16 protein-coding genes and 1 riboswitch are annotated in these 22518 nt (G+C 49.5%); of the genes, 3 read left to right on the top strand and 13 right to left on the bottom strand.

From position 1 onward, the window contains the following. Nucleotides 1-89: 89 nt before the first annotated feature. Nucleotides 90-1385 carry an extracellular solute-binding protein gene (locus tag HU147_RS09560; protein ID WP_224076023.1) on the bottom strand — a complete coding sequence of 432 codons (1296 nt, stop codon included), beginning with the start codon at nt 1383-1385 and terminating at the stop codon, nt 90-92. Nucleotides 1386-1648: 263 nt separating this feature from the next. Between HU147_RS09560 and HU147_RS09555 the strand changes: the two genes are divergently transcribed. Together HU147_RS09555 and HU147_RS09550 are read left to right on the top strand one after the other, a co-directional pair. Further along, nucleotides 1649-2839 (top strand): ROK family protein, encoded by a 1191-nt coding sequence (locus tag HU147_RS09555; protein ID WP_224076022.1) that lies wholly within the window; start codon nt 1649-1651, stop codon nt 2837-2839. 240 nt (nt 2840-3079) lie between these two features. Further along, nucleotides 3080-4690: a glycoside hydrolase family 43 protein gene (locus HU147_RS09550; protein WP_224076021.1), complete on the top strand. Its 1611-nt coding sequence runs from the start codon at nt 3080-3082 to the stop codon at nt 4688-4690. Nucleotides 4691-4965: 275 nt separating this feature from the next. On the opposite strand, the gene metH is transcribed toward HU147_RS09550, so the two are convergent. The 5 genes from metH to HU147_RS09525 all read right to left on the bottom strand — a co-directional run bounded on the left by metH (nt 4966) and on the right by HU147_RS09525 (nt 12914). After that, nucleotides 4966-8406: a methionine synthase gene (gene metH / locus HU147_RS09545; protein ID WP_224076020.1), complete on the bottom strand. Its 3441-nt coding sequence runs from the start codon at nt 8404-8406 to the stop codon at nt 4966-4968. Continuing rightward, a complete protein-coding gene (locus HU147_RS09540) occupies nt 8387-10246 on the bottom strand; it encodes a bifunctional homocysteine S-methyltransferase/methylenetetrahydrofolate reductase (protein ID WP_224076019.1) in 1860 nt (619 codons plus the stop codon). The genes metH and HU147_RS09540 overlap by 20 nt, the downstream gene beginning before the upstream one ends. Before the next feature lie 72 nt (nt 10247-10318). After that, a riboswitch (SAM riboswitch) is annotated at nt 10319-10425 on the bottom strand. Between the two features lie 171 nt (nt 10426-10596). Then, the gene (locus tag HU147_RS09535; RefSeq protein WP_224076018.1) at nt 10597-11457 is read right to left on the bottom strand and encodes a DUF6920 family protein; all 861 of its coding nucleotides are present in this window, start codon (nt 11455-11457) and stop codon (nt 10597-10599) included. A 57-nt stretch (nt 11458-11514) separates the two neighbouring features. Continuing rightward, nucleotides 11515-12315 (bottom strand): hypothetical protein, encoded by an 801-nt coding sequence (locus HU147_RS09530; RefSeq protein ID WP_224076017.1) that lies wholly within the window; start codon nt 12313-12315, stop codon nt 11515-11517. Beyond that, nucleotides 12312-12914: a hypothetical protein gene (locus tag HU147_RS09525; RefSeq protein WP_224076016.1), complete on the bottom strand. Its 603-nt coding sequence runs from the start codon at nt 12912-12914 to the stop codon at nt 12312-12314. Before HU147_RS09525 ends, HU147_RS09530 begins: the two co-directional genes overlap by 4 nt. 176 nt (nt 12915-13090) lie before the next feature. Here HU147_RS09525 and HU147_RS09520 point away from each other — a divergent pair, with 176 nt between their 5' ends. Then, the gene (locus tag HU147_RS09520; RefSeq protein WP_224076015.1) at nt 13091-13897 is read left to right on the top strand and encodes a YwqG family protein; all 807 of its coding nucleotides are present in this window, start codon (nt 13091-13093) and stop codon (nt 13895-13897) included. A gap of 89 nt (nt 13898-13986) precedes the next feature. Here HU147_RS09520 and HU147_RS09515 read toward each other — a convergent pair whose 3' ends face one another. The 7 genes from HU147_RS09515 to HU147_RS09485 form a co-directional block, all read right to left on the bottom strand. Next, on the bottom strand, nt 13987-14481 hold the full coding sequence (locus tag HU147_RS09515; RefSeq protein WP_224076014.1) for a DUF1456 family protein: 495 nt from the start codon (nt 14479-14481) through the stop codon (nt 13987-13989). Between the two features lie 150 nt (nt 14482-14631). Next, entirely contained in the window at nt 14632-15705 is a 1074-nt protein-coding gene (gene xylF / locus HU147_RS09510) for a D-xylose ABC transporter substrate-binding protein (RefSeq protein ID WP_224076013.1), read from the bottom strand. Between the two features lie 13 nt (nt 15706-15718). Continuing rightward, nucleotides 15719-17263, bottom strand: a complete 1545-nt coding sequence (locus tag HU147_RS09505) for a response regulator (RefSeq protein ID WP_224076012.1) — start codon at nt 17261-17263, stop codon at nt 15719-15721. After that, a complete protein-coding gene (locus tag HU147_RS09500; RefSeq protein WP_224076011.1) occupies nt 17238-18704 on the bottom strand; it encodes a sensor histidine kinase in 1467 nt (488 codons plus the stop codon). The genes HU147_RS09505 and HU147_RS09500 overlap by 26 nt, the downstream gene beginning before the upstream one ends. Continuing rightward, complete coding sequence (locus HU147_RS09495) at nt 18701-19681, bottom strand: sugar ABC transporter substrate-binding protein (RefSeq protein ID WP_224076010.1); 981 nt, start codon at nt 19679-19681, stop codon at nt 18701-18703. Before HU147_RS09495 ends, HU147_RS09500 begins: the two co-directional genes overlap by 4 nt. A gap of 127 nt (nt 19682-19808) precedes the next feature. Continuing rightward, complete coding sequence (locus HU147_RS09490) at nt 19809-20984, bottom strand: sugar ABC transporter permease (RefSeq protein ID WP_224076009.1); 1176 nt, start codon at nt 20982-20984, stop codon at nt 19809-19811. 11 nt (nt 20985-20995) lie between these two features. After that, on the bottom strand, nt 20996-22516 hold the full coding sequence (locus HU147_RS09485; RefSeq protein WP_224076008.1) for a sugar ABC transporter ATP-binding protein: 1521 nt from the start codon (nt 22514-22516) through the stop codon (nt 20996-20998). Between the last annotated feature and the right edge of the window lie 2 nt (nt 22517-22518).

Here is a 22518-nt window from a genome sequence, read left to right as displayed (position 1 = left end):
TATCTTAGAAAGGAGAAGAGGACAATCCAACATTCAGGATCTGTCCCCTTCTTCCTTGCTGTTATTTGCCAAAATGAAATTATTGTCTGTTATTTTGAAAGAGCGTCTTCGTGAGCTTTTCCGAATTCTTCAGGCGTCATTTCTTTCCCGAACAAGGCCTGGATCGAATCCAAGTGAGTTTGTGCTACACCCGGGCTCATTTGAACATCTGCGAACAATGTGATGTTGCTTGCATTGTTAAGCTCGTTCAAGATATCCGTGTACATTTGCGGCAGGTCAAGTGACTCAGCGTCCACTTTTGTAGCCGGAATTACGCCAGCTTCCGTAACCGCTTTTTCGCCCCACTCTTTTACAAAGTAAGCAGCAAAGTCTTTCGCTTCTTCTTTTACATCCGAATCTTCAGCGACGAACAATCCAACCCCTGGTCCGCCAACATAGCTGTTCATGTCGCCAGAACCTTCAACAGTCGGGAATTTCAAGTATTGTACGGAATCTCTGAATTCCTGCGGTACATCTTCGTTTGTCGTGTAGTTCGGAAGATCCCAAGTTGCGATCAAGTACATTGGCGCCTGGCCGCTCATGAACATCGACTTCGCTTCTTCATCGGCAAGGCCGTTAAAGCCGTCAACGAATGCTCCTGCATCGACAAGCGTCTGCACTTCTTCAGCAGCTTTCACAAGCGCTGGATCTTCAAAGCTGCCAGAACGGTCGATGGCTTTGTTCAAACCTTCGGCACCGGCGATGCGGTCAGCCAAGTACATATACCACATAGAACCTGTCCATGAATCGCGGTTTCCTAAAGCAATCGGCTGGACGCCGTCTGCACGGAATTCTTTCACGACATTCAATAATTCTTCGTATGTTTTGGGAGCTTCAAGGCCGTGCTCTTTGAACATTTTATCGTTATAGTAAAGCGTTACAATGTTCAGTTCTAATGGAAGACCATAAGTTTTCCCCTCCAAAGCATACGCTTCGGCAGTCCCTGGAACGAACGCATCTTTCAAATCTGATTCGATTACATCATCAAGCGGTGCGAACATATTTCCGCCAACATACGGCTCAAGGAACCCTGCTGACCATGTAAGCCCGACATCCGGCAATTCTTTCGATGTGGAGAGAACACGAAGCTTATCTTTGTATTGTTCGTTGCTCAATACTTCCAAATCTACATTAACGCCCTCGTTTTCTTTTTCGTAATCAGCAATGATGTTGTTGACAACGTCATAATGCTTTTTCGAACTTCCCTCAGGCCATAGGTGCATAAATTTTATTTCAGTATCCCCACTTGCATTTGCTGATTCTTTTTCGTCGGACGAACATCCTGCCAACAACATTGTAGAAACAACTGCGGACAAAGCGATTGTAAGCGGTTTCTTAAACTTCATTATTTCTCCCCCATCTCGTGTTTGTTGTTACAACAATTTTCTGAATAATTGTTGTATGCGTTTTCATTATAGCAAAGGGAAGCTTGTTAGTCTAGTGGATAAACAAAGTTTTATTTTAAGGTTATACTGTCTTTATAACGACGGGTTTGTTAGATTTAAATTAATCAATAGAATCAAGCACTTGCACGAAAAGAAGACATATTTACTAAAGAATCATCCATAAAAACCAACTAAAGAAAGAGTTGAGTCAGATGAAAATAGGCATGAATCAAACCTGGAACCATCATGTTGTGAAAGAAGGAAATAAATCCTTGGTGCTCGACAAAATCAAAAACGATTATCCGATTTCAAGGGCGGCCGTTGCCAGCCAGACCGGATTGAATAAAGGCACCGTCTCTTCCCTTGTCAACGATTTATTGGAGGATCACTTGATCTTTGAGTCCGGCCCCGGAGAGTCAAGCGGCGGCAGACGGCCTGTCATGCTGCTGTTCAACGGGACGGCGGGCTATACCATCGGCATCGATCTCGGCGTCAATTATCTGCTCGGCATTCTTTCAGACCTTGAAGGAAATGTCGTCAGCCAAAAAGAAGCCCGCTACAAGAAAATGTCCTATGAAGCAATTGAAGCCAAGCTGTTCGAAACCATCGAAGAACTGATGGCCGCCGCTCCCGATAGCCCGCATGGCATTGTCGGCATAGGCGTCGGCGTACCGGGAATTGTCGACAAAGGCGGCGAAATCCTTCTGGCGCCGAACTTGAACTGGAAAAACCTGAACTTGAAAAACGTGCTGGAAGAGAAATACGATCTTCCAGTCATCATCGAAAACGAAGCGAATGCCGGCGCTTACGGCGAGAAAAAATTCGGAGCCGGCAAAGAATGCGAAAACATCATCTACGTTTCGGCCGGAATCGGCATTGGCGTCGGGTTGATCCTGAATGGTTCTTTGTATAAAGGGGCCAATGGATTTTCAGGCGAAATGGGCCATATGACAATTCAGATAGATGGCCCGAAATGCCGCTGCGGCAACCAAGGATGCTGGGAACTGTTTGCCTCAGAACAAGCGTTGATCGACCGTGCCGAAAAATTGGGCATCTGCCCGGAACAAGCAGATTTCGATTTATCGGACCTCTTAAAGCTTGCCGAACAAGGCAATGAACAAGCCATTGAACTGTTCGAACAGACCGGCGATTATTTAGGCGTCGGCATCAACAATATCATCAATACATTCAACCCGCAGCAAGTGATCATCGGCAACCGGATGGCATCCTCCAAAGAATGGCTGGAAAACTCCTTGACGAACCGGGTCGCGAACCAGGCGCTCTGGTTCCAGCAGAATGATCTGCAAATCAATTTTTCAGAACTTAGCACGCTTTCCACCGCTCTTGGCGTAGCCGCGTTTTCCATCGAGAACTTCTTAAGCGTCTGCATGCAGCCAAAACTGGTCATGCGTTAATAAAAAAGGTTCAGACTACTTAGTTTACTCATTAGACTAAGTAGTGTATGATCGAATATAACTTAGAAGAATTGCTAATTTTCGATATTCATCTTTTCCTTTTCGGTACGCTTTAGCGCCCGGAAGAAAGATGAAGTCGTGAGTTAGTTTTTTTTCGGGTACTTTTTCCGCTGATTGTTGTAAGCACTTACATATTGGAATGAGCGGGCTTCCAAAATACTGCATAAAGGGTGACGAAAAATGACAACGATTCAAAATCCCATCTTAACAGGATTCAACCCGGACCCAAGCATCTGCCGGGTAGGAGAAGATTATTACATTGCCGTGTCTACATTTGAATGGTTCCCCGGTGTCGGCATTTACCACTCAAAAGATTTGAAAAACTGGCGCTTGATTTCACGTCCATTGAACCGTCTGAGCCAGTTGAACATGATGGGCAACCCGAATTCCGGCGGCGTATGGGCTCCTGCCCTTTCCTACAGCGACGGCCAGTTCTGGCTGATTTTCACCGACGTCAAAGTGACCGAAGGCCAGTGGAAAGACTGCCACAATTACCTCGTTACATGCGACACAATTGACGGCGAGTGGTCAGAACCAATTTACTTGAACAGCTCAGGCTTCGACCCATCCCTTTTCCACGATGAATCCGGCAAAAAGTACTTGGTGAATATGTATTGGGACCACCGCATGGGCCATCACAATTTCTACGGTATTTCGCTGCAGGAATACAGCGTTGAAGAGCAAAGATTAGTCGGCAAATCGGAAATCATTTTCAAAGGAACCGATGTGGCGCTTGTTGAGGCTCCTCACCTTTATAAAATCGGCGACTATTATTATTTATTGACGGCTGAAGGCGGTACGAAATATGATCACCAGGCGACGATTGCCCGCTCGAAAGACTTGCGCGGACCGTACGAAGTGCATCCGGAAAACCCATTGATCACGTCGTTTTTCTCACCGCGAAACCCGCTGCAAAAATCCGGGCATGCATCAATTGTCCAGACACATACCGACGAATGGTTCCTGGTGCATTTGACGGGGCGCCCGTTGTCGAGAGCCGGCCAAGCCCTGCTCGATCCGCGCGGCTTCTGCCCACTCGGGCGCGAAACGGCGATTCAGCGTGTGGAATGGAAAAACGACTGGCCGTATGTGGTCGGCGGCAACGCCCCTTCACTTGAAATCGAAGGCCCTGCGATTGAAGAAGTCCAGTGGGAACCCGATTTCCCGGAGAAAGACGATTTTGATTCAGAAACCTTGAATCCGCATTTCCAGACTTTGCGCATTCCGCTTGGCGAAAACATCGTGTCCTTGAAAGAAAATCCGGGCCATCTGCGCATCCGCGGCAAAGAATCGCTGACGTCGAAATTCACGCAAGCTTTTGTCGCAAGACGCTGGCAGCATTTCCACTTTACAGCGGAAACGAAAGTGGCCTTCAACCCGGATACATTCCAACAGGCGGCAGGCCTCGTCAACTACTACAACACCGAAAACTGGACGGCTTTGCAGATTACGTGGCATGAAGAAAAAGGACGCGTCCTTGATATTATGGTATGCGATAATTTTGCATTCGACCAGCCTTTGCAAGGCAATGAAATCGTTATCCCGGATGAAGTGGAGTATGTGCATATGAAAGTGGACGTCAACGCTGATGTCTATCAGTACTCCTATTCATTCGACGGCGAGAACTGGACTTTGATTCCAATCAAGTTCGGCTCGCACAAGCTGTCGGATGATTACATCCAAGGCGGCGGCTTCTTTACCGGCGCATTTGTCGGCATGCAGTGCCAGGATACGTCCGGCCAGAACTTGCCAGCTGATTTTGATTACTTTATCTACAAAGCGAACGAATAAGAATGCAATAAGGCTGCTGTCCATTGCGGCGGACGCTTTCCGCGGGCTTGCGCCGAACTAACTCGGACTCGCGTCCGAGTGGATTTCGGCACTTCGCTATCCCGCTGGAGTCGCCGCCTCCATTCCCATCAGCCGTTATAGAATAAGGAAAAGGCCAGAGGAGAAAAGCATTGCTTTTTCTCCTCTGGCCTTTCGTTTTGGGCTTTTTAGACAGCCCCCTTTTTTCACTTAATTGGGTGTTTCTCGGAAATATGATCCGCAAGTCTTCCTCTTAATCAATCCACCACAAAATAGCGCGCATCCGGATGTGCAAAAACAATCGCCGACACCGAAGCTTCCGGGTCCATCATGTACTCTTCCGTCAACTGGACGCCGATGTCTTCCGGCTTGATCAAGCCGAACAGTTTCGCCTGGTCTTCTAAATTCGGACAGGCCGGGTAGCCGAATGAAAAACGCTGTCCCTGGTATTTCGCGGCAAAGCGGTCGCGCATCGAGAAATCTGTAGCATCCGGGAAGCCCCATTGGTCGCGGATTTCCTGATGGATGCGCTCGGCGAAGCCTTCCGCCAGTTCCAGCGCCGTCGCCTGCAAGGCATGGCTTTCCAGGAACTTGCCGGCTTCTTTCAAACGCGTCGCCTCATCCCGGACGCCGTGCCCTGCCGTCACTTGCATGAATGCCACATAATCCATTTCGCCGCTGTCGACGGATTTCAAATAATCCGCGAGGCACAGGAACGGTTCGACCGACTGGCGCGGGAACGTAAAGCGCTCGATTTCAGTCTTGGCATCCACCGGGCTGTAAATGATGACGTCATCGCCGTCGCTTTGGGCCGGGAAAAATTGATACATGCCGGATGGCTTAAGTAACCCCGACTGCAAAAAGCCGGTTGCGAGCTCGTGCAGTTCCACCGCACGTGGATCGCCCTTCGCGAGCGTGTTGTCGTTGTATCCTTTCAAGCCGAGATGGTGGCCGATCAACGTCCGCATGTTGACGTACGGATACAAATGCGCCACCGAATAATCCTTTAACACATGCCGGCGCAAATCGTGCGGCTTGTAGACCGGCACATCTTCCCGGACCGTCTTCACCGGACGGACGGCTACTGCCACCGCCTGTTTCGATGCTTTCGCCGCTTCCGAAGCTTTCCGTTTTTCCTGCTGCGCATCGAGTTCTTCCAGGAGTACCGCTTTTCCGGCGCCGCTTTGCAGACGGTTCGCCAAGTCCAAGCCCTGCATCGCGTCTTTCGCGTAAATGACCGGGCCGTCGTATTCCGCGGCAATTTTCGTTTCTGTGAAGCGGCGGGACAAGGCTGCGCCGCCAACCAGAATCGGCACATCAATGCCCGCTTCCTTGAAGTCCTGCGCCGTGATGACCATCTGTTTCGCCGATTTGACGAGCAGCCCCGACAAGCCGACCATATCCGGCTTTTCCTTCCGGATGACGTCGATCAAAGTTGCCGGCGTCACTTTGATGCCGACATCGATCACTTTAAAGCCGTTGTTGCTGAGGATGATGTCCACCAGGTTTTTGCCGATATCGTGGACGTCGCCTTTTACCGTTGCCAGTACAATCTTGCCTTTGCCTGAATCGTCTGCTTCTTTTTTCTCCATAAAGCCTTCCAGGAACGAAACAGCCGCTTTCATAACGCCCGCACTTTGCAGCACTTCCGCGACAATCAATTGATTGTCATTGAACAAACGGCCCACTTCAGCCATCCCTTCCATGAGCGGTCCGTTGATGACATCAAGCGGTGTATCGTACATCTCGAGCGCCCGTTCCAGATCCGGAATGAGCCCTTCTTTCGTGCCTTCCAGAATATAATAGGCGAGGCGCTCCGGAACCGTCTTCGGAATGTCGTCTTCGGTCTTTTCCTTTTTCTTGTCGCGGTAAAAATCGGTAAAATCCGCCAGCGTCTGGTCGGTCGTCGTAAACAGCAGCTCGTCGGCCATGGCGATTTCCTTTTCCGGAATCGACGCGTAGCGCTCCAGTTTTTCGGTATTGACGATGGCGTAATCCAGCCCTGCCTGCGTGCAGTGGTACAAATACACCGCATTCAGCACTTCGCGGCCGACCGGCGGCAAGCCGAACGACACGTTGCTGATGCCAAGAACCGTCAAGCACTCCGGAAACTTCTTCTTGATCAGGCGGATGCCTTCAATTGTTTCCACGGCCGAGCCGATGTATTGCTGGTCACCCGTGCCGACCGGGAACACAAGCGGATCGAAAATGATATCTTCCGGCGCCAGCCCCCATTTACCTGTCAATAAATCATACGAGAGTTCCGCGATTTCCAGTTTCCGTTCGCGCGTCACGGCCATGCCTGCTTCATCAATCGTCCCAACCACAACGGCAGCGCCGTATTTTTTCACCATCGGCATGACCGCATCAAAGCGTTCTTCGCCGTCTTCCAGGTTGATCGAGTTAATGATTGCTTTGCCTTGCGAAAACTTCAAAGCCGCTTCGATCACATCTTCATCGGTGGAATCAATAACGAGCGGCACTTTCACTTTTTTGACGACTTCTTTCATGAAATTCGTCATGTCTTCCAGCTCGTCGCGGTCCGGGTTTGCAAGGCAAATGTCGATAACATGCGCCCCGTTTTTCACTTGTGCCCGGGCAATTTCAGAAGCTTCCTCAAACTGTCCGTCGATGATCAAGCGCTTGAATTTGCGGGAGCCGATGACGTTGGTGCGCTCCCCGATAAACAGCGGGCGCATCGTTTCATCGTATTGCAGCGGCTCGATGCCGGAAATCACGTGGCCATGGCCGACTGCTTCCGGCTTTCTTGGCGCCAAGCCTTCCATCGCTTCCCGGACGGCTTTAATATGGGCAGGCGTCGTCCCGCAGCACCCGCCGACCACATTGATCCAGCCTTTTTCCGCAAAACCGCGGAGTTTTTTTGACAAGGACTCCGGCGTCTCGTGGTAATGCCCTTCCTCGTCCGGCAAGCCAGCATTCGGATAACAGCTGACGTAGCCGTCCGAAAGCTCTGCAAGCGAGCGGATGTGGTCGGTCATGAATTCCGGACCTGTCGCGCAGTTCAAGCCGACCGACAAGGGTTTGACGTGTTCAATCGAAATATAGAACGCTTCGATGCTTTGGCCGGCAAGCGTCGTCCCCATCGGTTCGATCGTACCGGAAATCATGATCGGCAGTTCAATGCCGGTTTCTTCAAAAGCACGTTTGATGCCGATCGTCGCCGCTTTGACATTGAGCATGTCCTGGCTTGTCTCGAGTAAAATCAAATCCGCGCCGCCTTCAACGAGCGCTTTAGCCTGCACGTAAAAATTATCCAGCAGTTCGTCGAAAGTGATGCCGCCGGTTACCGACAAAGTTTTTGTCGTCGGTCCGATGGCGCCTGCCACAAAGCGCGGCCAGTCCGGCGTGGAAAAAGCGGCCGTACTGCGCTTCGCGATTTCCACTGCGCGCCGGTTGATTTCCGCCGCTTCGCTGCCGAGGCCGTATTCATCAAGAACGACCGGCGTGCCGCCGAATGTATTCGTACAGACAATATCGGCGCCCGCTTCCAAATAGGCATTGTGGACACCTTCGATGACATCCGGGCGGACGATGTTCAAGTATTCATTGCAGCCGTCCAGCTGCTCTCCGCCAAAGTCTTCCGCCGACAAATCGGCGTTTTGGATCATCGTCCCCATGGCACCGTCAATGATTAATATTCTTTTTTCGAGCTGCTTTTCAATTAGCTGTTTTGACATGGCTGTTATCGCTCTCTTTCTGTATATCAAGTTGGCGGATATAATCGATCAATTCCAGAGACATATCGTAGCGGAAAAATGGCGTGATCACGTAAATGCCGTTGAACAACTCCGCTGCCGTATCGATCAATTCCTTAGCGATCTGGATGCCTTCTGCCGTAGCGCGCTCCTTGTCGTCGCCGCATGCACGCATCCGCTCCAGTGCATCTTCCGACAGCTTGATGCCCGGCACTTCGTTATGCAGGAATTCCGCGCTGCGGATGCTGGTCAATGGCATCACCCCGAGGAAGATCGGCGTCTCCAAATGCTTGGTAGCTTCGTAGATTTCAATGATTTTCTCTTTTGTATAAACCGGCTGCGAAATAAAATAATCCGCGCCGCTTTCGATTTTCTTCTCCAGCCGCGCCACTGCCCGGTCAAGCACCCGGACATTCGGATTGAATGCCGCCGCTACCGAGAAGTTCGCTTTTTTGCGCAGCAGCTTCCCGGAAAACGAAATCCCTTCATTGAGCTTTTTGATCAGCTGGATCAATTCCATGCTGGAAACATCGTAGACGCTAGTCGCTCCGGGGAAATCGCCGACTTTGGTCGGATCTCCCGTTACTGCCAGGATATCATGGATGCCAAGTGCATCAAGCCCCATCAAATGCGACTGCAGACCGATCAAGTTCCGGTCGCGGCAAGTGATATGCGCAAGCGGCCGGATTTGTTCCTGGTGCTTCAAGATGGAGCCCATTGCCAGGTTGCTGACGCGGGGTGAGGCCAGCGAATTGTCCGCCATTGTGACCGCATCAACGCCTGCTGCATTCAGCGCTTTCGAACCTTCCAAAAACTTCGTGATATCCAAATGCCGCGGCGTATCCAATTCCACAATCAGCGTGCGTTCCGTTTTCGCTTTCTCGTGAAGCGGTGCTTCTTCGAGCGCTTCCGCCTCGCGGATGATGATCGGCTTTTTCTTCACCACTTCTTTTTCCGTAATCGGCTTTAAATGGCCGATGCGTTTTTTCAAGGCTTCGATGTGTTTTGGCGTCGTGCCGCAGCACCCGCCGATCAAGCGCGCCCCTTCTTCTCTCAGCAAGAGCCCGGCGCGCCCAAAATAATCGGCTTCCGATTCATACACCACCCGCCCATTTTCTAGATCCAATAAGCTGGCGTTCGGATAAGCTGACAAGAACGCTTTTTGCGGCAGCGCCACTTCTTCGAGTGCCTGGATGGTGTGATGCGGGCCTAAGCGGCAGTTGACGCCGACGATGTCTGCACCGAGCGCTTCCAATTGGTGCAGTGCATCGTTCAGCGCCATGCCGTTCTGCAGAATCCCGGGTTCGTGCATCGACACTTGGGCAATCAACGGCACATCGGTCGCTTTCCGCAAATGCGTGACGGTTGCCGCCAGTTCTTCAAAATCGTAATACGTTTCAAGGAGCAAGGCATCAGGATTGCCCGATAGTAAATAACCGGCTTGCTGGTCGACCATCGTAATGATTTCTTCCAGTGTCGCATCGCTCTTCCGGATGCCCCGGATGCCGCCGATTGTTCCAAATACGAACTGGCCGCCATCCGCTGCTGCCCGCTTCGCGATGCGGATCGCCGCTTCGTTGATTTCCTTGACCTGGTGCTCCAGTCCGTAGCGCGCAAGCTTCAAAGCATTGCCGCCGTAAGTATTGGTTTGAATAATGTCTGCTCCGGCCTGGATATACTCCTGGTGGATCTTTTCAATGATTTCCGGGCGCTGCAGGTTCAATTCCTCGTTGCAGTATTCAATGCCGTAAGAATACAAAAGCGTGCCCATCGCTCCGTCCGCCGTCAGTATTCTCGTCTTTAGCTCGTCTAATAAACCCATCTTCTTCGCCCTCCTATATATACAAAAAAACCTTCTTGAAAAAGAAGGTTTCATAGTCGCTAAACTCGTTCCTTTTCATCTGCCAGGCAAAGTCATGCCTGCTGGATTTAGCACCTTAGCCTTTGCGGCTGGTTGCTGAAGTGTCATAGGGCCAGTCCCTCGACTTCTCTCGATAAGAATTCACTATTCAATTATGATGCGGTTTCATGCTCTGAAGAAATAACTCCACTTTCACTTAGTGAAGTATCTCTATATATCTTCTTATCCTATCTGCATTAGAAGGACAGGTCAAGCTGATTTATCGAAAAACAATGAACTTTCTGTTTCAAATGATATTTCCATGCTTTTCTTTAGGTGACAGCAGCATCGCGCACTGCCCGGATCGGATCGATTTCTGCTCCATGCACTTCGAATTTGTACCAAGTGAACTTTCCTTCTTCCAAATACCAGCTGATTTCGACCTTGGAAGGGATTTTATACGCACCGGCATTGTGGAATTCTTTGATTTCAGCGACACAAGGCAAGCGAGAGGCAGATTTGTCATTGTCTTTGTAGCGGTAAGCAATCACTTTTTGCACTTCACCGGCTTCGGAAAAATAAAAATCAGCAGATCCGGAAACGCCGCGGTACACCATCGTGGCTCTTGCCGCATTAGCGTCAAGTTCTTCCCAGGTCACATAGGGACTAAGCGCCGCTGTCGGATACCACGCCATCTCCATCAAAAAGCGCTGCAGCGCCGATTCATCGGTTTTGGCATTGTTGCTGACTTGGACAATCGGCAGGAGGCCGGCTGCTTTGATCACCATATCGGCTTTGCCCGATTCGAAACGGTCACGGCCGACAACTTGTCCAAACGGCGCCATGTTCGTCTTGACGGTCCAGATAAAAGACGGTGGGTTGGCCGTAATGGTTTGTTCTGCTTCCGCCTTCGTCCATTTTTCCTGCTCCGGCTTAAGGCGCATCCAGCCGCTTTGCTTCAACGTCACTGTGCGGATTTCGTCTGCTCCAATGGCACCGGCATCAACCAACCAGTTCCGGACAGATTGCGGAAGCGGCTTGAGCATGTCCTCGGTGATTTTCACCGGCGGCGCATCCGGCACTCCATCCAGCTGCTGCTGAACTTGTTTGTTGCTTTGGTTTGAAAAATTCCATAAAGCCCCTTTGTACAGGGCGGCAAGTCCAACGATTGCAAGCGGTATGGCAACTCTCATCACAAACACCTCCGTTTAGCGTTACTATGTCTATACGACATCGGAGGTGAATTTCCTTTAATAACTGTCATTTAATCGCTTTCGCTCATCGGGCATATTCATGTGTTTCAATTCCGCCAGCACCAGCTTTTTGATTTCCGGTTCTTCCAAAATATTTGTAAACTGTGCATCGCGGATAAATGCCAGGCGGCTTTCCATAGGGGCGGCTTCCAGGAACTTCCGCATATCGCCTATATCAATCTTCATATCTTCATGGACGGGATAAAGAGGCAAATCACCTTTGCTGTTCTGTGCGACAACTCCCAGGCCATCCAGCGTCGGCAGCACAATTTGCCGTTGCCGGGTTTCTTTTATCTCCACTTCAACAAAGCGGTAGACGTCTTCGATGGCATGAAGACCAAACTCGGCTTTCATGCGTTCCAGCTTCTCGACACGCTCTTCATATGTTTCATCATTTCCAAGATTGTTCAAGAGCTTTCTATAATCTTGTTCGTCCTGAAAATAAGTGAAATTGGCGATGGCGATAGAATCGGTTACGGTATAAATCAAATCCAGGAATTCTTTTAAGTTGCGTGCGACAATTTTGATATGTTCTCCAAAATTCATCGGCGTCACACAGACAACAGGCGCTTCTTCCAGATCAGAAACCGTTCCGAAGTCAGTCAGCAAACCGAAATGATTCCCATCCATCCATGTTGAAGCAAATGGAATCACATCAAGCGGAGTCAAATCATACCGGCTTTCGTCTCCGACAATGCTGAAGCCGATCCATTCATCCAGCGAACTCCCCTGGCGCTCCAATTCTTTATCAAAATCTTTCAGTTTCTGCAAAGTTGGCGGCAAGCGGTCCATTTTCATAAGGCTTCCACCGGAAAGAATGCTTTGACGGTTTGGATAGGCTGCGCCTGCGTTTGTGCTTCAAATGGACGGAATTCGATGTTACCGACATGGACGCCCATATTGTATTCCCCGATCACCGAGTCCAATAAGATAAAGAGGGCTGGCGCCAATTCGTCTTCGTTGTCTTTCGTCAGTCCCTTGACGTAAAGCGTCATGCTGACTTCTTCGTGCTCAACGTCATGAAAAGCTGTATAATACACGTCGTTCCAGGTCAGTTTCCGGCTTCCGAACTCGACGCTGAACTCTTCTTCTGAAGGCTGCCGGAATGCCACGACGTCAAAAAATTCAAGTTCCGGCGCTGCTTCGTGCAAATCAAAGACCGCATCAAACGCATCCAGCATGCCGTCCGCGCTGATCGTAAACTCGCGTTTGCCCCCTTGCGGCTCCACACTGAATTCAAAAACCAGATGTTTATTCACTTTTTGCAGCTTTCGCTCCAGCACAGCAAACAGCTCTTCCTGATTGCCTCTATTCAGCCCAAAATAATCACGTTCGTTCTCCTTAAACCATTTCCAAAAAGCCTCTACTTTGTTTTTTCTCGTAGGCAGCCATTTCATCCCGTCTATCCCCTTTGCTCGGCCTCAGCTATCAACTATATTGGCACTTCGATCAATTTTCGCTAAACTTCTGTCAATTAAAAGCTTATACTAAAGTAATAGTAAATTTCCATATTTTTTTATTTATAACAGGGAAATAAATGCCATTCGACGCCTAATTGAGAGGAAGAGTGCCCATGCCACGTTTGTCTTTGCCGCCAGAATTAGAAAGATTCCGAGAAAAACTCGAACCAACTGTCAAACCGGTAATCCGGATTCAGACAAAACCACAAGCCACCGCTTGGCATCAAAGCAAGTTCGGCGGCCTTCCGTATTTGCCAAAGGGGACGGAGCTCCCAAAAGATGCGTCCGGCGCCGCCATGAGGTTGCTGGCTCAAATCAATTTTGAAGAACTCCCTTTGGTGCTGGAAGATTTGCCGGAGAAAGGCATCCTACAATTCTTTCTTTCGCCGGATGCTGATGGTATGGGTCTGGACTTTGACGACCAAACCAACCAAAGCAATTTCAGAATGGTTTTTTACGAAGAACCCGTTTCGGCAGACGGGCTCGTTACAGATTTCTCATTTCTCGAGGAACCGAAAGAAGATGATTTCCCGCCGTACAAAGAATCGGCTTTGTCTTTTATCGTAGACCAGGACGCTGTCTCGAATACCGACCGGACTTTTGAAGCTATTTTCAAAGGGATAGACTATGAAGAAGTAGTGAAAGTGGAAGGGAATCAATCTATTATTTTCTGGCAAATGTATGCCGAGCATTTTTCCGGGGAAGGGCATAAGATCGGCGGCTATCCTTTTTTCGCCCAAGTCGACTTTAGAGGAAATGAGCAATATGCCGATTACGATGTCCTATTGCTTCAGGTCGATACGGATGAAGAAGCGGGCATGACGTGGGGAGATACCGGCGTCGGCAATTTTTTCATCAGCAAAGAAAATTTAAAAAAGCGAAAATTCTCGGATGTAGTGTACAACTGGGACTGTTACTAATCGGATCAAGACTGCAAAAAAGGGTGCCGGAATGTGATATCCGGCACCCTTTTTTCAGTTCTCCGTCTGGCAGCCATTCGGAGTTTCGTTTATTTTCTGTACTTGATGGCGAGCCCCTTCAAGAAATTGCGGGCATAGCGGTCACCGCAGATGCTGTAGTTTTTGTGGCCCTGCTTTCTTAAGATCCCGCCCATTTCCCCTTTGGTTACCGTAACGCCTGCCAATTTCAATATGTCGAGCATGTCATCGCTTGTCAGCTGCAAGGCGATTTTCACTTTCTTCAATAACAGGTTGTTGGAAGGTTCGTTTGACAGCGGCGGCTGTGCCGCCTGCCCCGGTTTTGGTTCCTGTTTGCCTCGCTTGTGAATGATCAAGCCGTTCAAAAAGGATTCAAATGCTTCATTGTCCAAAGGAATGTGGTCTTCTTTCCCTTTACTATCCTCGTCTTCCGGCGTTTTTGTCAGTACTTTTAATACATCTTCTTTCGAAAATTCAATGCCGCCAAGCTTGAAGATTTCCACCATATCACTGTTTTTTATATCAAGGGCGTACCTTAATCTGATCAGTAAGTCGTTATTGTCCATCTGAAAAAACCTCCTCTTATTGCTTACGTTCCAATTGCCTGCTTGTTATTATCCACCCCTAATAATAGCATAAAGAGCAGCTTCAAGGATTTTTACAATGGGATAAAAAAGCCTTTCATCAGACTGCTTGTCTGATGAAAGGCTCTTTTTTTATTCGTTTTTTTCTTGATACACTTCTTCTTTGGAATGAAAACCGTCGGCAATGACCGTATCTGCCAGATTTCCGGCATCCACTGCAGTAGGCGCCAGCAAGATTGACGGCACTTCGGTCTTCCCGTTGTTGACGCTGACGGACGTCATAATTTCTTCACCGTTCGCCAACTGCACAGCCAGCTCTGCCACTTGGGTAGTCAAGTTCTGGATCGGCTTATACACAGTCATGGTTTGGGTGCCCGCAACGATGCGCTGGGCTGCCGCGAGTTCCGCGTCCTGCCCCGCAACCGGAATTTTCCCGTTCATCCCTTGCGCTTCCAGCGCTTTGATGGCGCCGCCGGCTGTTGCATCATTGGCCGCGATGACCGCATCGATTTGATTGCCATTGGCTTGGAGCGCTTCGGCCATATTGTTCAATGCATTTTCCGGTGCCCAGTCTTCGGTCCACTCATCGTAGACGATGTTGATATCGCCCCGGTCGATCGCCGGCTGAAGGACATTCAATACGCCTTTTTTGATCAGATGGACATTGTTGTCGGTCGGAGCGCCGCCGATATAGGCATAATTCCCTTTCGGCACCGCTTCCAAAATGGCCCGTGCCTGCAGTTCGCCCACCTGCTCATTGTCGAACGACACATAAAGGTCAACGTCGGCATTTTTCACCAAGCGGTCATAGGCAATGACTTTGATGCCGGCTTGGTGGGCTTTGTGGACAATGGCTGCCGTCGCTTCCGCGTTATGCGGCACAATCACCAGCACATCGATGCCTGCCTGGATCATCGCTTCCGCCTGGGCGATCTGCAGTGCATCATCGCCGCTCGCCGCCGCTATCTCTACTTCCGCGCCCAATTCCTCGGCCGCTTGCCGGAACAAGTCACGGTCTTTCAGCCACCGTTCCTCTTTTAAGGTATCCATTGAAAAGCCGATTTTGACGGGCTCGTTCTGTTCGGTTTCCGGCGGAATGGCCTTTTCTTTCGGCGCTACCGGATCCTGCCCTTCACAGGCAGCAAACAGCCCTGCCGCCATCAATGCCACCAGCATCCCGGCAATTCGGGACTGAATCTGCTTCATGGGATTTTCCTCCCTACTCTTCCTTGATGCCCAAAAGCGTCTTACGGTATTCTTTCGGCGACACTTCGTACATCTTTTTGAACACTTTGCTAAAGTAATTCGGTTCATGGTAGCCTACATCAATGGAGATTTCCTTCAGGCTCTTTTGCGGATCGGCCAGCAGCTTTTTCGCCCGCTCCATCCGGCAGGCCGTCAGGAACTCGATGTAGTTGACGCCGAGTTTTTCCTTGAACATCTTGCTGATGTAAATCGGGCTCAAGTCGACCCGTCTTGCCAAGGTGTCGAGCGAAATGTCTTCATGGGAATGTTCCCGGATGTATTGCTTGATCTGGTGGATTTTATCCACTTCCAGCCGGCCGCAATGGCCTTCATACAATTGCTTCATCCCTTCAAGCAATTGCCGCGTCTCGGCACTGAGCTGCCGGTAATCCTGCGCTTGCACCGGATAATACGGCGCTGCGGCCTCGACGCCCATTTCTTCCATAACTCTTGACGCAATCCACAGCACTTCAAGCGCCCGCTGCTGGGCAAGAAGAACGTTCGCTTCCTGCTGTTCAAAGCGCCGGATTAAATCCAGGACAATCTGGTCAATGCATTCCCACTCCCCCTGCCGGACGTAATCGAACAGTTTTTTCTCCTGCTGTTTGATAAATGCGGCATCACTTTCTTTATCCAGCACCGGCACATCGGAATAAAAACGGTATTTTGAAGGAATGCCCAGATCCATCGTTGCAATCAATGATTTCTGGTATGAATTCCGGATTTCTTCAAGCGAACTGCATTCTGTGCCAATGCCGACAAACCAGCCTTCCTGGCTATGCTGTTTCGAAATGTCCAGGATTTCCTTTGCCAATTTGATGGCTTGGGAACGAAATGAAGTTCCGGCTTCGCGGAAGACGATTATCGGCAGCTGGCGCCCATATAGGGCACCTACCCACGCATTGCCTTGCTGCCGTATGTTTTCTTTAATTTTTGAATACGCTTCTTCGCACCCTTCCGGAATAAGCACCGTCAGCACAAACTGTTCGTTTTCCGACTGGATTTCAAGCATTTCGACCAGCATATCAATATGCACTTCATGGACATGGTCAAAAAGCAGTTGGGTGACGACATCGGTCTCGACAATGCTAAGTGCCCGCTGAAAGGCATCCTGTTCCTGCCGCCGCATGGCTGACTCCTGTTCTTTTAGCCGCTGCTGTTCGAGCAGTTTACCGACGGTCGCCACAATTTCACTTGCTTTGCTCGGCTTCAGCAAATAATCCTTTACGCCGAGTTTGATTGCTTGCCGCGCATAATCGAACATGTCAAAAGCCGTCACCATGACGAACTGGACTTCTTCGTTGGACCGCTGGATTTGTTCGATCGCTTCAAGTCCTGTCATCCCTGGCATCATGATGTCCATGAAGATCCAATCCGGATTCCAGTCTTCGGCGATTTCGACGGCCAGCTTGCCGTTCTTTGCCTGCCGGAATTCAAAATCCGGATAGTTTTTTTGTAGAATCGCCTGCATGCCGTCGCGTTCAATCGGCTCATCATCCACTATGAGCAGTTTGACCATGATTTTGGACCCCCTTTACTTTTGGCAATTTCAACGTAATTTTCGTCCCTTTGCCGATTTCACTGTCGATTTCAACAAGGCTTTCCCGTCCATAGAAAAGGTTCAGCCGCTTCAGTACATTGGCGAATCCGATGCCGGTTGAATGCCCTTCTTTCGAGATGACGGCCTGCTCCAAAAGCTGCCGCTGTTTTTCTTCATCAATGCCCGGCCCGTTATCTTCGATTTCAACCCATACTTCATCTCCGACTTCCTGGATGCGGAACCAAATCTCGCCGCCGTCTTCTTCCGGCTCGATGGCATGGATGACCGCATTTTCAATCAGCGGCTGCAATGTCAGCCCTGGAATTTGAAACCCCAGTGCGGACTCTTGCACGTCTGCATGGAATTTCAGCCGGTCGCTGTAGCGGGCTTTCTGGATGTCGATGTACTGCTGGAGCACATACACTTCTTCGTAAAGCGATACTGCTTTGTCCATCCGCTTTAAGTTGTAGCGCAAGAGGCCGGCCACGCTGACGAGCAAATCACTCGTTTCTTCCGCACCGTCGAGATAGGCCTTTTTGGACAACGTGTTCAGCGTATTGAACAGGAAATGCGGATTGATCTGGTTTTGCAAATTACGCAGCTGGCTTTCCTGCAGCAGCATTTTGCTTTCCTGCAACTCCCGCTCAAGCTGGGCTTTTTTCTGAATTTCCAGGATCAGCGCATTGATGTTGCTGCGCATATGGTCAAAGGTTTTGGCCAGAAACGAAATCTCGTCGTTCGAATCCACTTTGATGGGCCGGTCGAATCGGCCGATTGCCAGTTCGTTGGCCGCTTTGGTCAATTGCTGCACCGGTTTGGTGATGCTGCGCGAAAACAAATACGTAAACAGCACAAGCACTAAGGTAATCAGCAGCAAAAGCCAAACACCCAGTTTCTCCAGCTCTTCCGACTGGCTGATGATGCCCCGGTAAAAGCGTTCATAGGTTTTTAATTCGGTGTCAAAAATGCTTAAAGTCATTTCGGAAATATACAGGGAGATGTTCGAAGCCTCCGCAAATTCAGCCAAAGCGGATTCTGCTTCTCCCTGTTCCTGGAACATCACCGAGCGGTCCACTGTTTCAATAAAACTGTCGATCAAGTGGCTGTAATTGGTCAAGATGAATTCGTTTTCCACATTGCGCAGCTCATAGACAGTCGACTGGACACTCAGCAGCCGTTCGCGGCTTTCTTCAAGCTCGGCCTCATTGCCCGCTGTCGGAATCAGCAAATACCGGTTCAAATTGGCGACAATGTCCTGGCTTGAGCTGGTCACTTCATTCATCTGCAAATAGCGCTGCAGGATGTCGTTGTATTGTGTCTGCATTTTCTGGTTATAGAACGTCAGCGTCAGCCAAATGGCGATCATGATGGCAAGAACAACCGAAGCCAGCACCCATATCTTTTTTTGTATTGTATTCATGGGCGTTTTTTCGCCCCTTCCAAAATGCGGATATCCGTAAAATAGCCATCCGAATCCAGCGGAACTGTTTCGTTGTTCAGCCATTCCATGATCAATTCGACGCTCAGGCTGCCCATTTTTTCAGGGGACTGGCCAATCACCGCATCCAAGCCGCCCTGCGTAAGCAGCGCCGGAATGTCCGCACCGTCGTCAAACGAATAAATATGGAACCGTTCAAGAGCTGCACGCCTGCTGATTTCCTGCATCATTGTCCCGACATGGTTGGCGTTAAGCGCGATAAATGCATCGGCTCCCGGGACCTGATTAAGCACATTTTGCGTCGTTTCAATCACTTCTTCGTTGGAATCGCCGCTTTCCATCAGCACTATTTCAATACCAGGGTACGCCTTCAGAAATTCGTTCACCCCTTGCAGGCGCTGCTGTTGACTATAAGCTTGTTCGGCATTGCCAAGTAAAACAACCTGCCCTTCGCTGCCCATATCGTGGACCAGTTCCTCCGCAAGCCGTTTCCCTGCTTCTACTTGGTCCGATCCCACATAGGTTTTCCGCAGGCTTTCGGCAACCGGTACGTCATTCGCCACCGCGACAACCGGAATGCCGTAGGAAGCCGCTTTGATCTTCGTCAGTTCCTTGAATTCCTCGGTATCCAGGCCTTGGACAATGACGCCGTCCACTTTGGAATGAAGCGCGATTTCAATTTGCTTTAAAAATTCGTCCTGGTCATTGCCGTAGCTTCCCCATACTTCGAGGCTGACGCCCTCTTTTTCCGCTTCGTTCGAAGCGCCTGCTGCCACTTGATTCCAAAATGGTGTTTTCATTTCCTGGGTAACGAGGACAAGGCGAGGTTTTTCCTGATTTTCCGGGACACTCGACGGCAATTGCCAGTCGGAGCGGAATGCCTTTCCGGCTGACATGAATGTAAAAAATCCCAAAACCGCACAGAGCACACAAAGGATGACGACGACTTTTTTTCTCATGTTGTGCAGCTCCTTTTCCATGTCCTAACTGCTTTCATCATATCATCTGACAGAAAATTCACAATCACTTTTCATATAGAGAAAAAGCGCCTTCTTTAAGCAAGAAGACGCCCGTTTTACTTAATGTTTACGCCCGTTGTTTCCGGGTCATCACATCAAAAATTACAGCCAAAGCCAAAACGCCGCCGCGGATCATGTATTGATACGAAATCCCGGTTCCAAGCAAGTTCATGCCGCTCGACAGCGAAGCCATAACGATGGCCCCGATAATCGCGCCGGTCACTTTCCCGACACCGCCCGCAGACGAAACCCCGCCGACATAGGCAGCCGCGATGGCATCAAGTTCGAACAGCGTCCCGGCAGTCGTCGTTGCCGATTGCAAGCGGGAAGTAAACAGAATGCCGGAAAGGGCGGCAAGCATCCCCATCGATCCAAAAACAAAGAGCGTTATTTTCGTGACGTTGATCCCGCTTAAATGGGCAGCTTCCGGATTGCTCCCGACTGCATAAATATTGCGGCCAAGCACTGTTTTCGTCGCCAGGAAATGATAAATGACAACGACCAGCAGCATGATGACCACCGTCCAGGAGAAGCCGTTGTATCCCGCAAGAATCCATGTGATATAGCCGATAATAAAGGATACAAAAACGAGTTTCACGATGAAAATCTTAAACGAAACCACTTCAAATCCATATTTCGCTTTGTTCCGCCGGTTTGAAATTTCGCTGTAGATGTACAGCAAAATCCCGACAAGCCCCATCAAAAGCGACAATAGATGCAGTCCGTTGATTTCCATAAGCGATGGAATAAAGCCGTTGCCAAGTGCGTTAAAGCCATCGTTGTTGACGATGATTGTCCCGGTGCCTTCTGTGACATTCAGCAAGGCTCCCCGGAAAAACAGCATCCCGGCTAAGGTTGCCACGAACGCCGGAATGCCGACTTTGGCGATCAGGAATCCGTTGAATAACCCGATGAGGACGCCAAAAATCAAGACGATCGGAATGACCAGGAAAACGGACATGCCCATTTGCGAAAGAAAAATTGCAGCGATGGCGCCCAAAAATCCGGCTAAAAATCCGACCGATAAGTCAATGTGCCGAATGACGATAACCAAAGTCATGCCGACTGCGAGTACCGCAATATACCCTGTTGAATCGAGTAAATTGCTGATGTTCCGTGAAGACATGAACAAGCCGTCTGTCATAAACGTAAATGTCAGTATAATCACAAGCAAGGCGATATACATCCCGTAATCGCGGATATTCGCTTTGATCAGATGTTTTGCTTCTGCTAAAAACCCCATTGTTCTACCCCCTATTGCGTCGCAAGCTCCATAATGGCTTCCTGAGTCGTTTCTTCTATCGTTAATTCACCTTTTATGGCACCTTCCGCCATGACATAGACGCGGTCGCTCATGCCGATGATTTCATTCAATTCGGAGGAGATCATGATGATGCTCAATCCCTCTTTAATCAGCTCATTCATAATGGTATAAATTTCGAATTTCGCCCCGACATCGATTCCGCGCGTCGGTTCATCCAGAATCAAAATTTTAGGTCCAGTAAACAGCCATTTGCCAAGCGATACTTTTTGCTGGTTGCCGCCGCTCAACTTTCCAACCGCCTGCTCAAGCGAATTGGCTTTGATCCGCAGCGAATTTTTGTAATCTGTCCCGACTTTCACTTCTTCGTTCAAATTGAGGACGCCTCTTGCTGAAATTCCTTTCAGATGCGCCGCGGTGACATTGCTTTTGATGTCTTTGATCAAAAACAGCCCGTTTCCTTTCCGGTCCTCGGTTACGTAAGCAATCCCCGCCTTGATGGCGTCGCTTGTGTGTTTCAGCGTTCGCTGTTTTCCAAAAACCTCAAGCTCGCCTTGCAGTTTATAGTTTTTTGGATTGCCGAAGATGCTGAGTGCCAGCTCTGTCCGTCCCGACCCCATCAATCCCGCGATGCCGATGATTTCCCCTTTTTTCACTTCCAGATTGGCGTGTTTCACAACTTGCCGTGCCAGTTCCGGATCATATGCCGACCAGTCCTTCAACTGGAGAACCGTCTCTCCGATTTTCTTTTCTGTCCGCTTTGGAAAAACGTCTTCGATTTCACGGCCTACCATATTTTTGATGATGACACTCTCCGACAGCTCCCCTTTATGGGCGTCCAATGTAACGATGGTTTTGCCATCGCGCAAAATGGTCGCTTTGTCGGCAATCGAGATGACTTCCTTCAATTTATGGGAAATCATGATGCAGGTGATTCCCTGGCTTTTCAACTCTTTTAATAACTCCAATAAGTTTTCGCTGTCGTTTTCATTTAAAGCAGCTGTCGGTTCATCGAGAATCAACAGTTTCACATCTTTGCTGAGCGATTTTGCAATTTCAACCAGCTGCTGTTTGCCTACACCTAAATCCTTGATCAAGGTTTCCGGGTCCACTTTCAATTTCACTTTCTGCAGCAGCTTGGATGACTGGACAATGGTTTCATTCCAATCGACAAAAGGGCCTTTTCGGATTTCATTGCCGGCGAAGATGTTTTCGTATACCGTCAAATCCGGAAACAGCGCGAGTTCCTGATAAATGATGCCGATTCCCGCTTTTACGCTGTCGTTGATTTCATTGAACTGCTGGACTTTCCCTTCAAAGACAATATCGCCCTCATAGGTGCCGTATGGATAAACACCGCTCAGGACTTTCATCAGCGTCGATTTGCCGGCGCCGTTTTCTCCGATCAAGCAATGGATTTCTCCGCGTTTTACCTTGAAGTTGACATCCGACAAGGCTTTCACTCCGGTAAAAGATTTCGAGATGTTTTTCATTTCTAAAATATAGTCGCTCATTT

The sequence above is a fragment of the Planococcus chinensis genome, assembly GCF_020071995.1.
GTDB classification, from domain to species: domain Bacteria; phylum Bacillota; class Bacilli; order Bacillales_A; family Planococcaceae; genus Planococcus; species Planococcus chinensis_A.
Note: the sequence above shows the minus strand (reverse complement) of the source record. Positions and strands in the feature narration are given on the sequence as shown.

Coding starts and splice junctions, on each gene's coding strand:
- HU147_RS09550 (WP_224076021.1), top strand. CDS start 3,080: ATGACAACGATTCAAAATCCCATCTTAACAGGATTCAACCCGGACCCA.
- HU147_RS09500 (WP_224076011.1), bottom strand. CDS start 18,704: ATGAATACAATACAAAAAAAGATATGGGTGCTGGCTTCGGTTGTTCTT.
- xylF (WP_224076013.1), bottom strand. CDS start 15,705: ATGAAGCAGATTCAGTCCCGAATTGCCGGGATGCTGGTGGCATTGATG.
- HU147_RS09555 (WP_224076022.1), top strand. CDS start 1,649: ATGAATCAAACCTGGAACCATCATGTTGTGAAAGAAGGAAATAAATCC.
- HU147_RS09540 (WP_224076019.1), bottom strand. CDS start 10,246: ATGGGTTTATTAGACGAGCTAAAGACGAGAATACTGACGGCGGACGGA.
- HU147_RS09495 (WP_224076010.1), bottom strand. CDS start 19,681: ATGAGAAAAAAAGTCGTCGTCATCCTTTGTGTGCTCTGTGCGGTTTTG.
- HU147_RS09530 (WP_224076017.1), bottom strand. CDS start 12,315: ATGAAAATGGACCGCTTGCCGCCAACTTTGCAGAAACTGAAAGATTTT.
- HU147_RS09560 (WP_224076023.1), bottom strand. CDS start 1,385: ATGAAGTTTAAGAAACCGCTTACAATCGCTTTGTCCGCAGTTGTTTCT.
- HU147_RS09535 (WP_224076018.1), bottom strand. CDS start 11,457: ATGAGAGTTGCCATACCGCTTGCAATCGTTGGACTTGCCGCCCTGTAC.
- HU147_RS09490 (WP_224076009.1), bottom strand. CDS start 20,984: ATGGGGTTTTTAGCAGAAGCAAAACATCTGATCAAAGCGAATATCCGC.
- HU147_RS09515 (WP_224076014.1), bottom strand. CDS start 14,481: ATGGACAATAACGACTTACTGATCAGATTAAGGTACGCCCTTGATATA.
- HU147_RS09525 (WP_224076016.1), bottom strand. CDS start 12,914: ATGAAATGGCTGCCTACGAGAAAAAACAAAGTAGAGGCTTTTTGGAAA.
- metH (WP_224076020.1), bottom strand. CDS start 8,406: ATGTCAAAACAGCTAATTGAAAAGCAGCTCGAAAAAAGAATATTAATC.
- HU147_RS09520 (WP_224076015.1), top strand. CDS start 13,091: ATGCCACGTTTGTCTTTGCCGCCAGAATTAGAAAGATTCCGAGAAAAA.
- HU147_RS09505 (WP_224076012.1), bottom strand. CDS start 17,263: ATGGTCAAACTGCTCATAGTGGATGATGAGCCGATTGAACGCGACGGC.
- HU147_RS09485 (WP_224076008.1), bottom strand. CDS start 22,516: ATGAGCGACTATATTTTAGAAATGAAAAACATCTCGAAATCTTTTACC.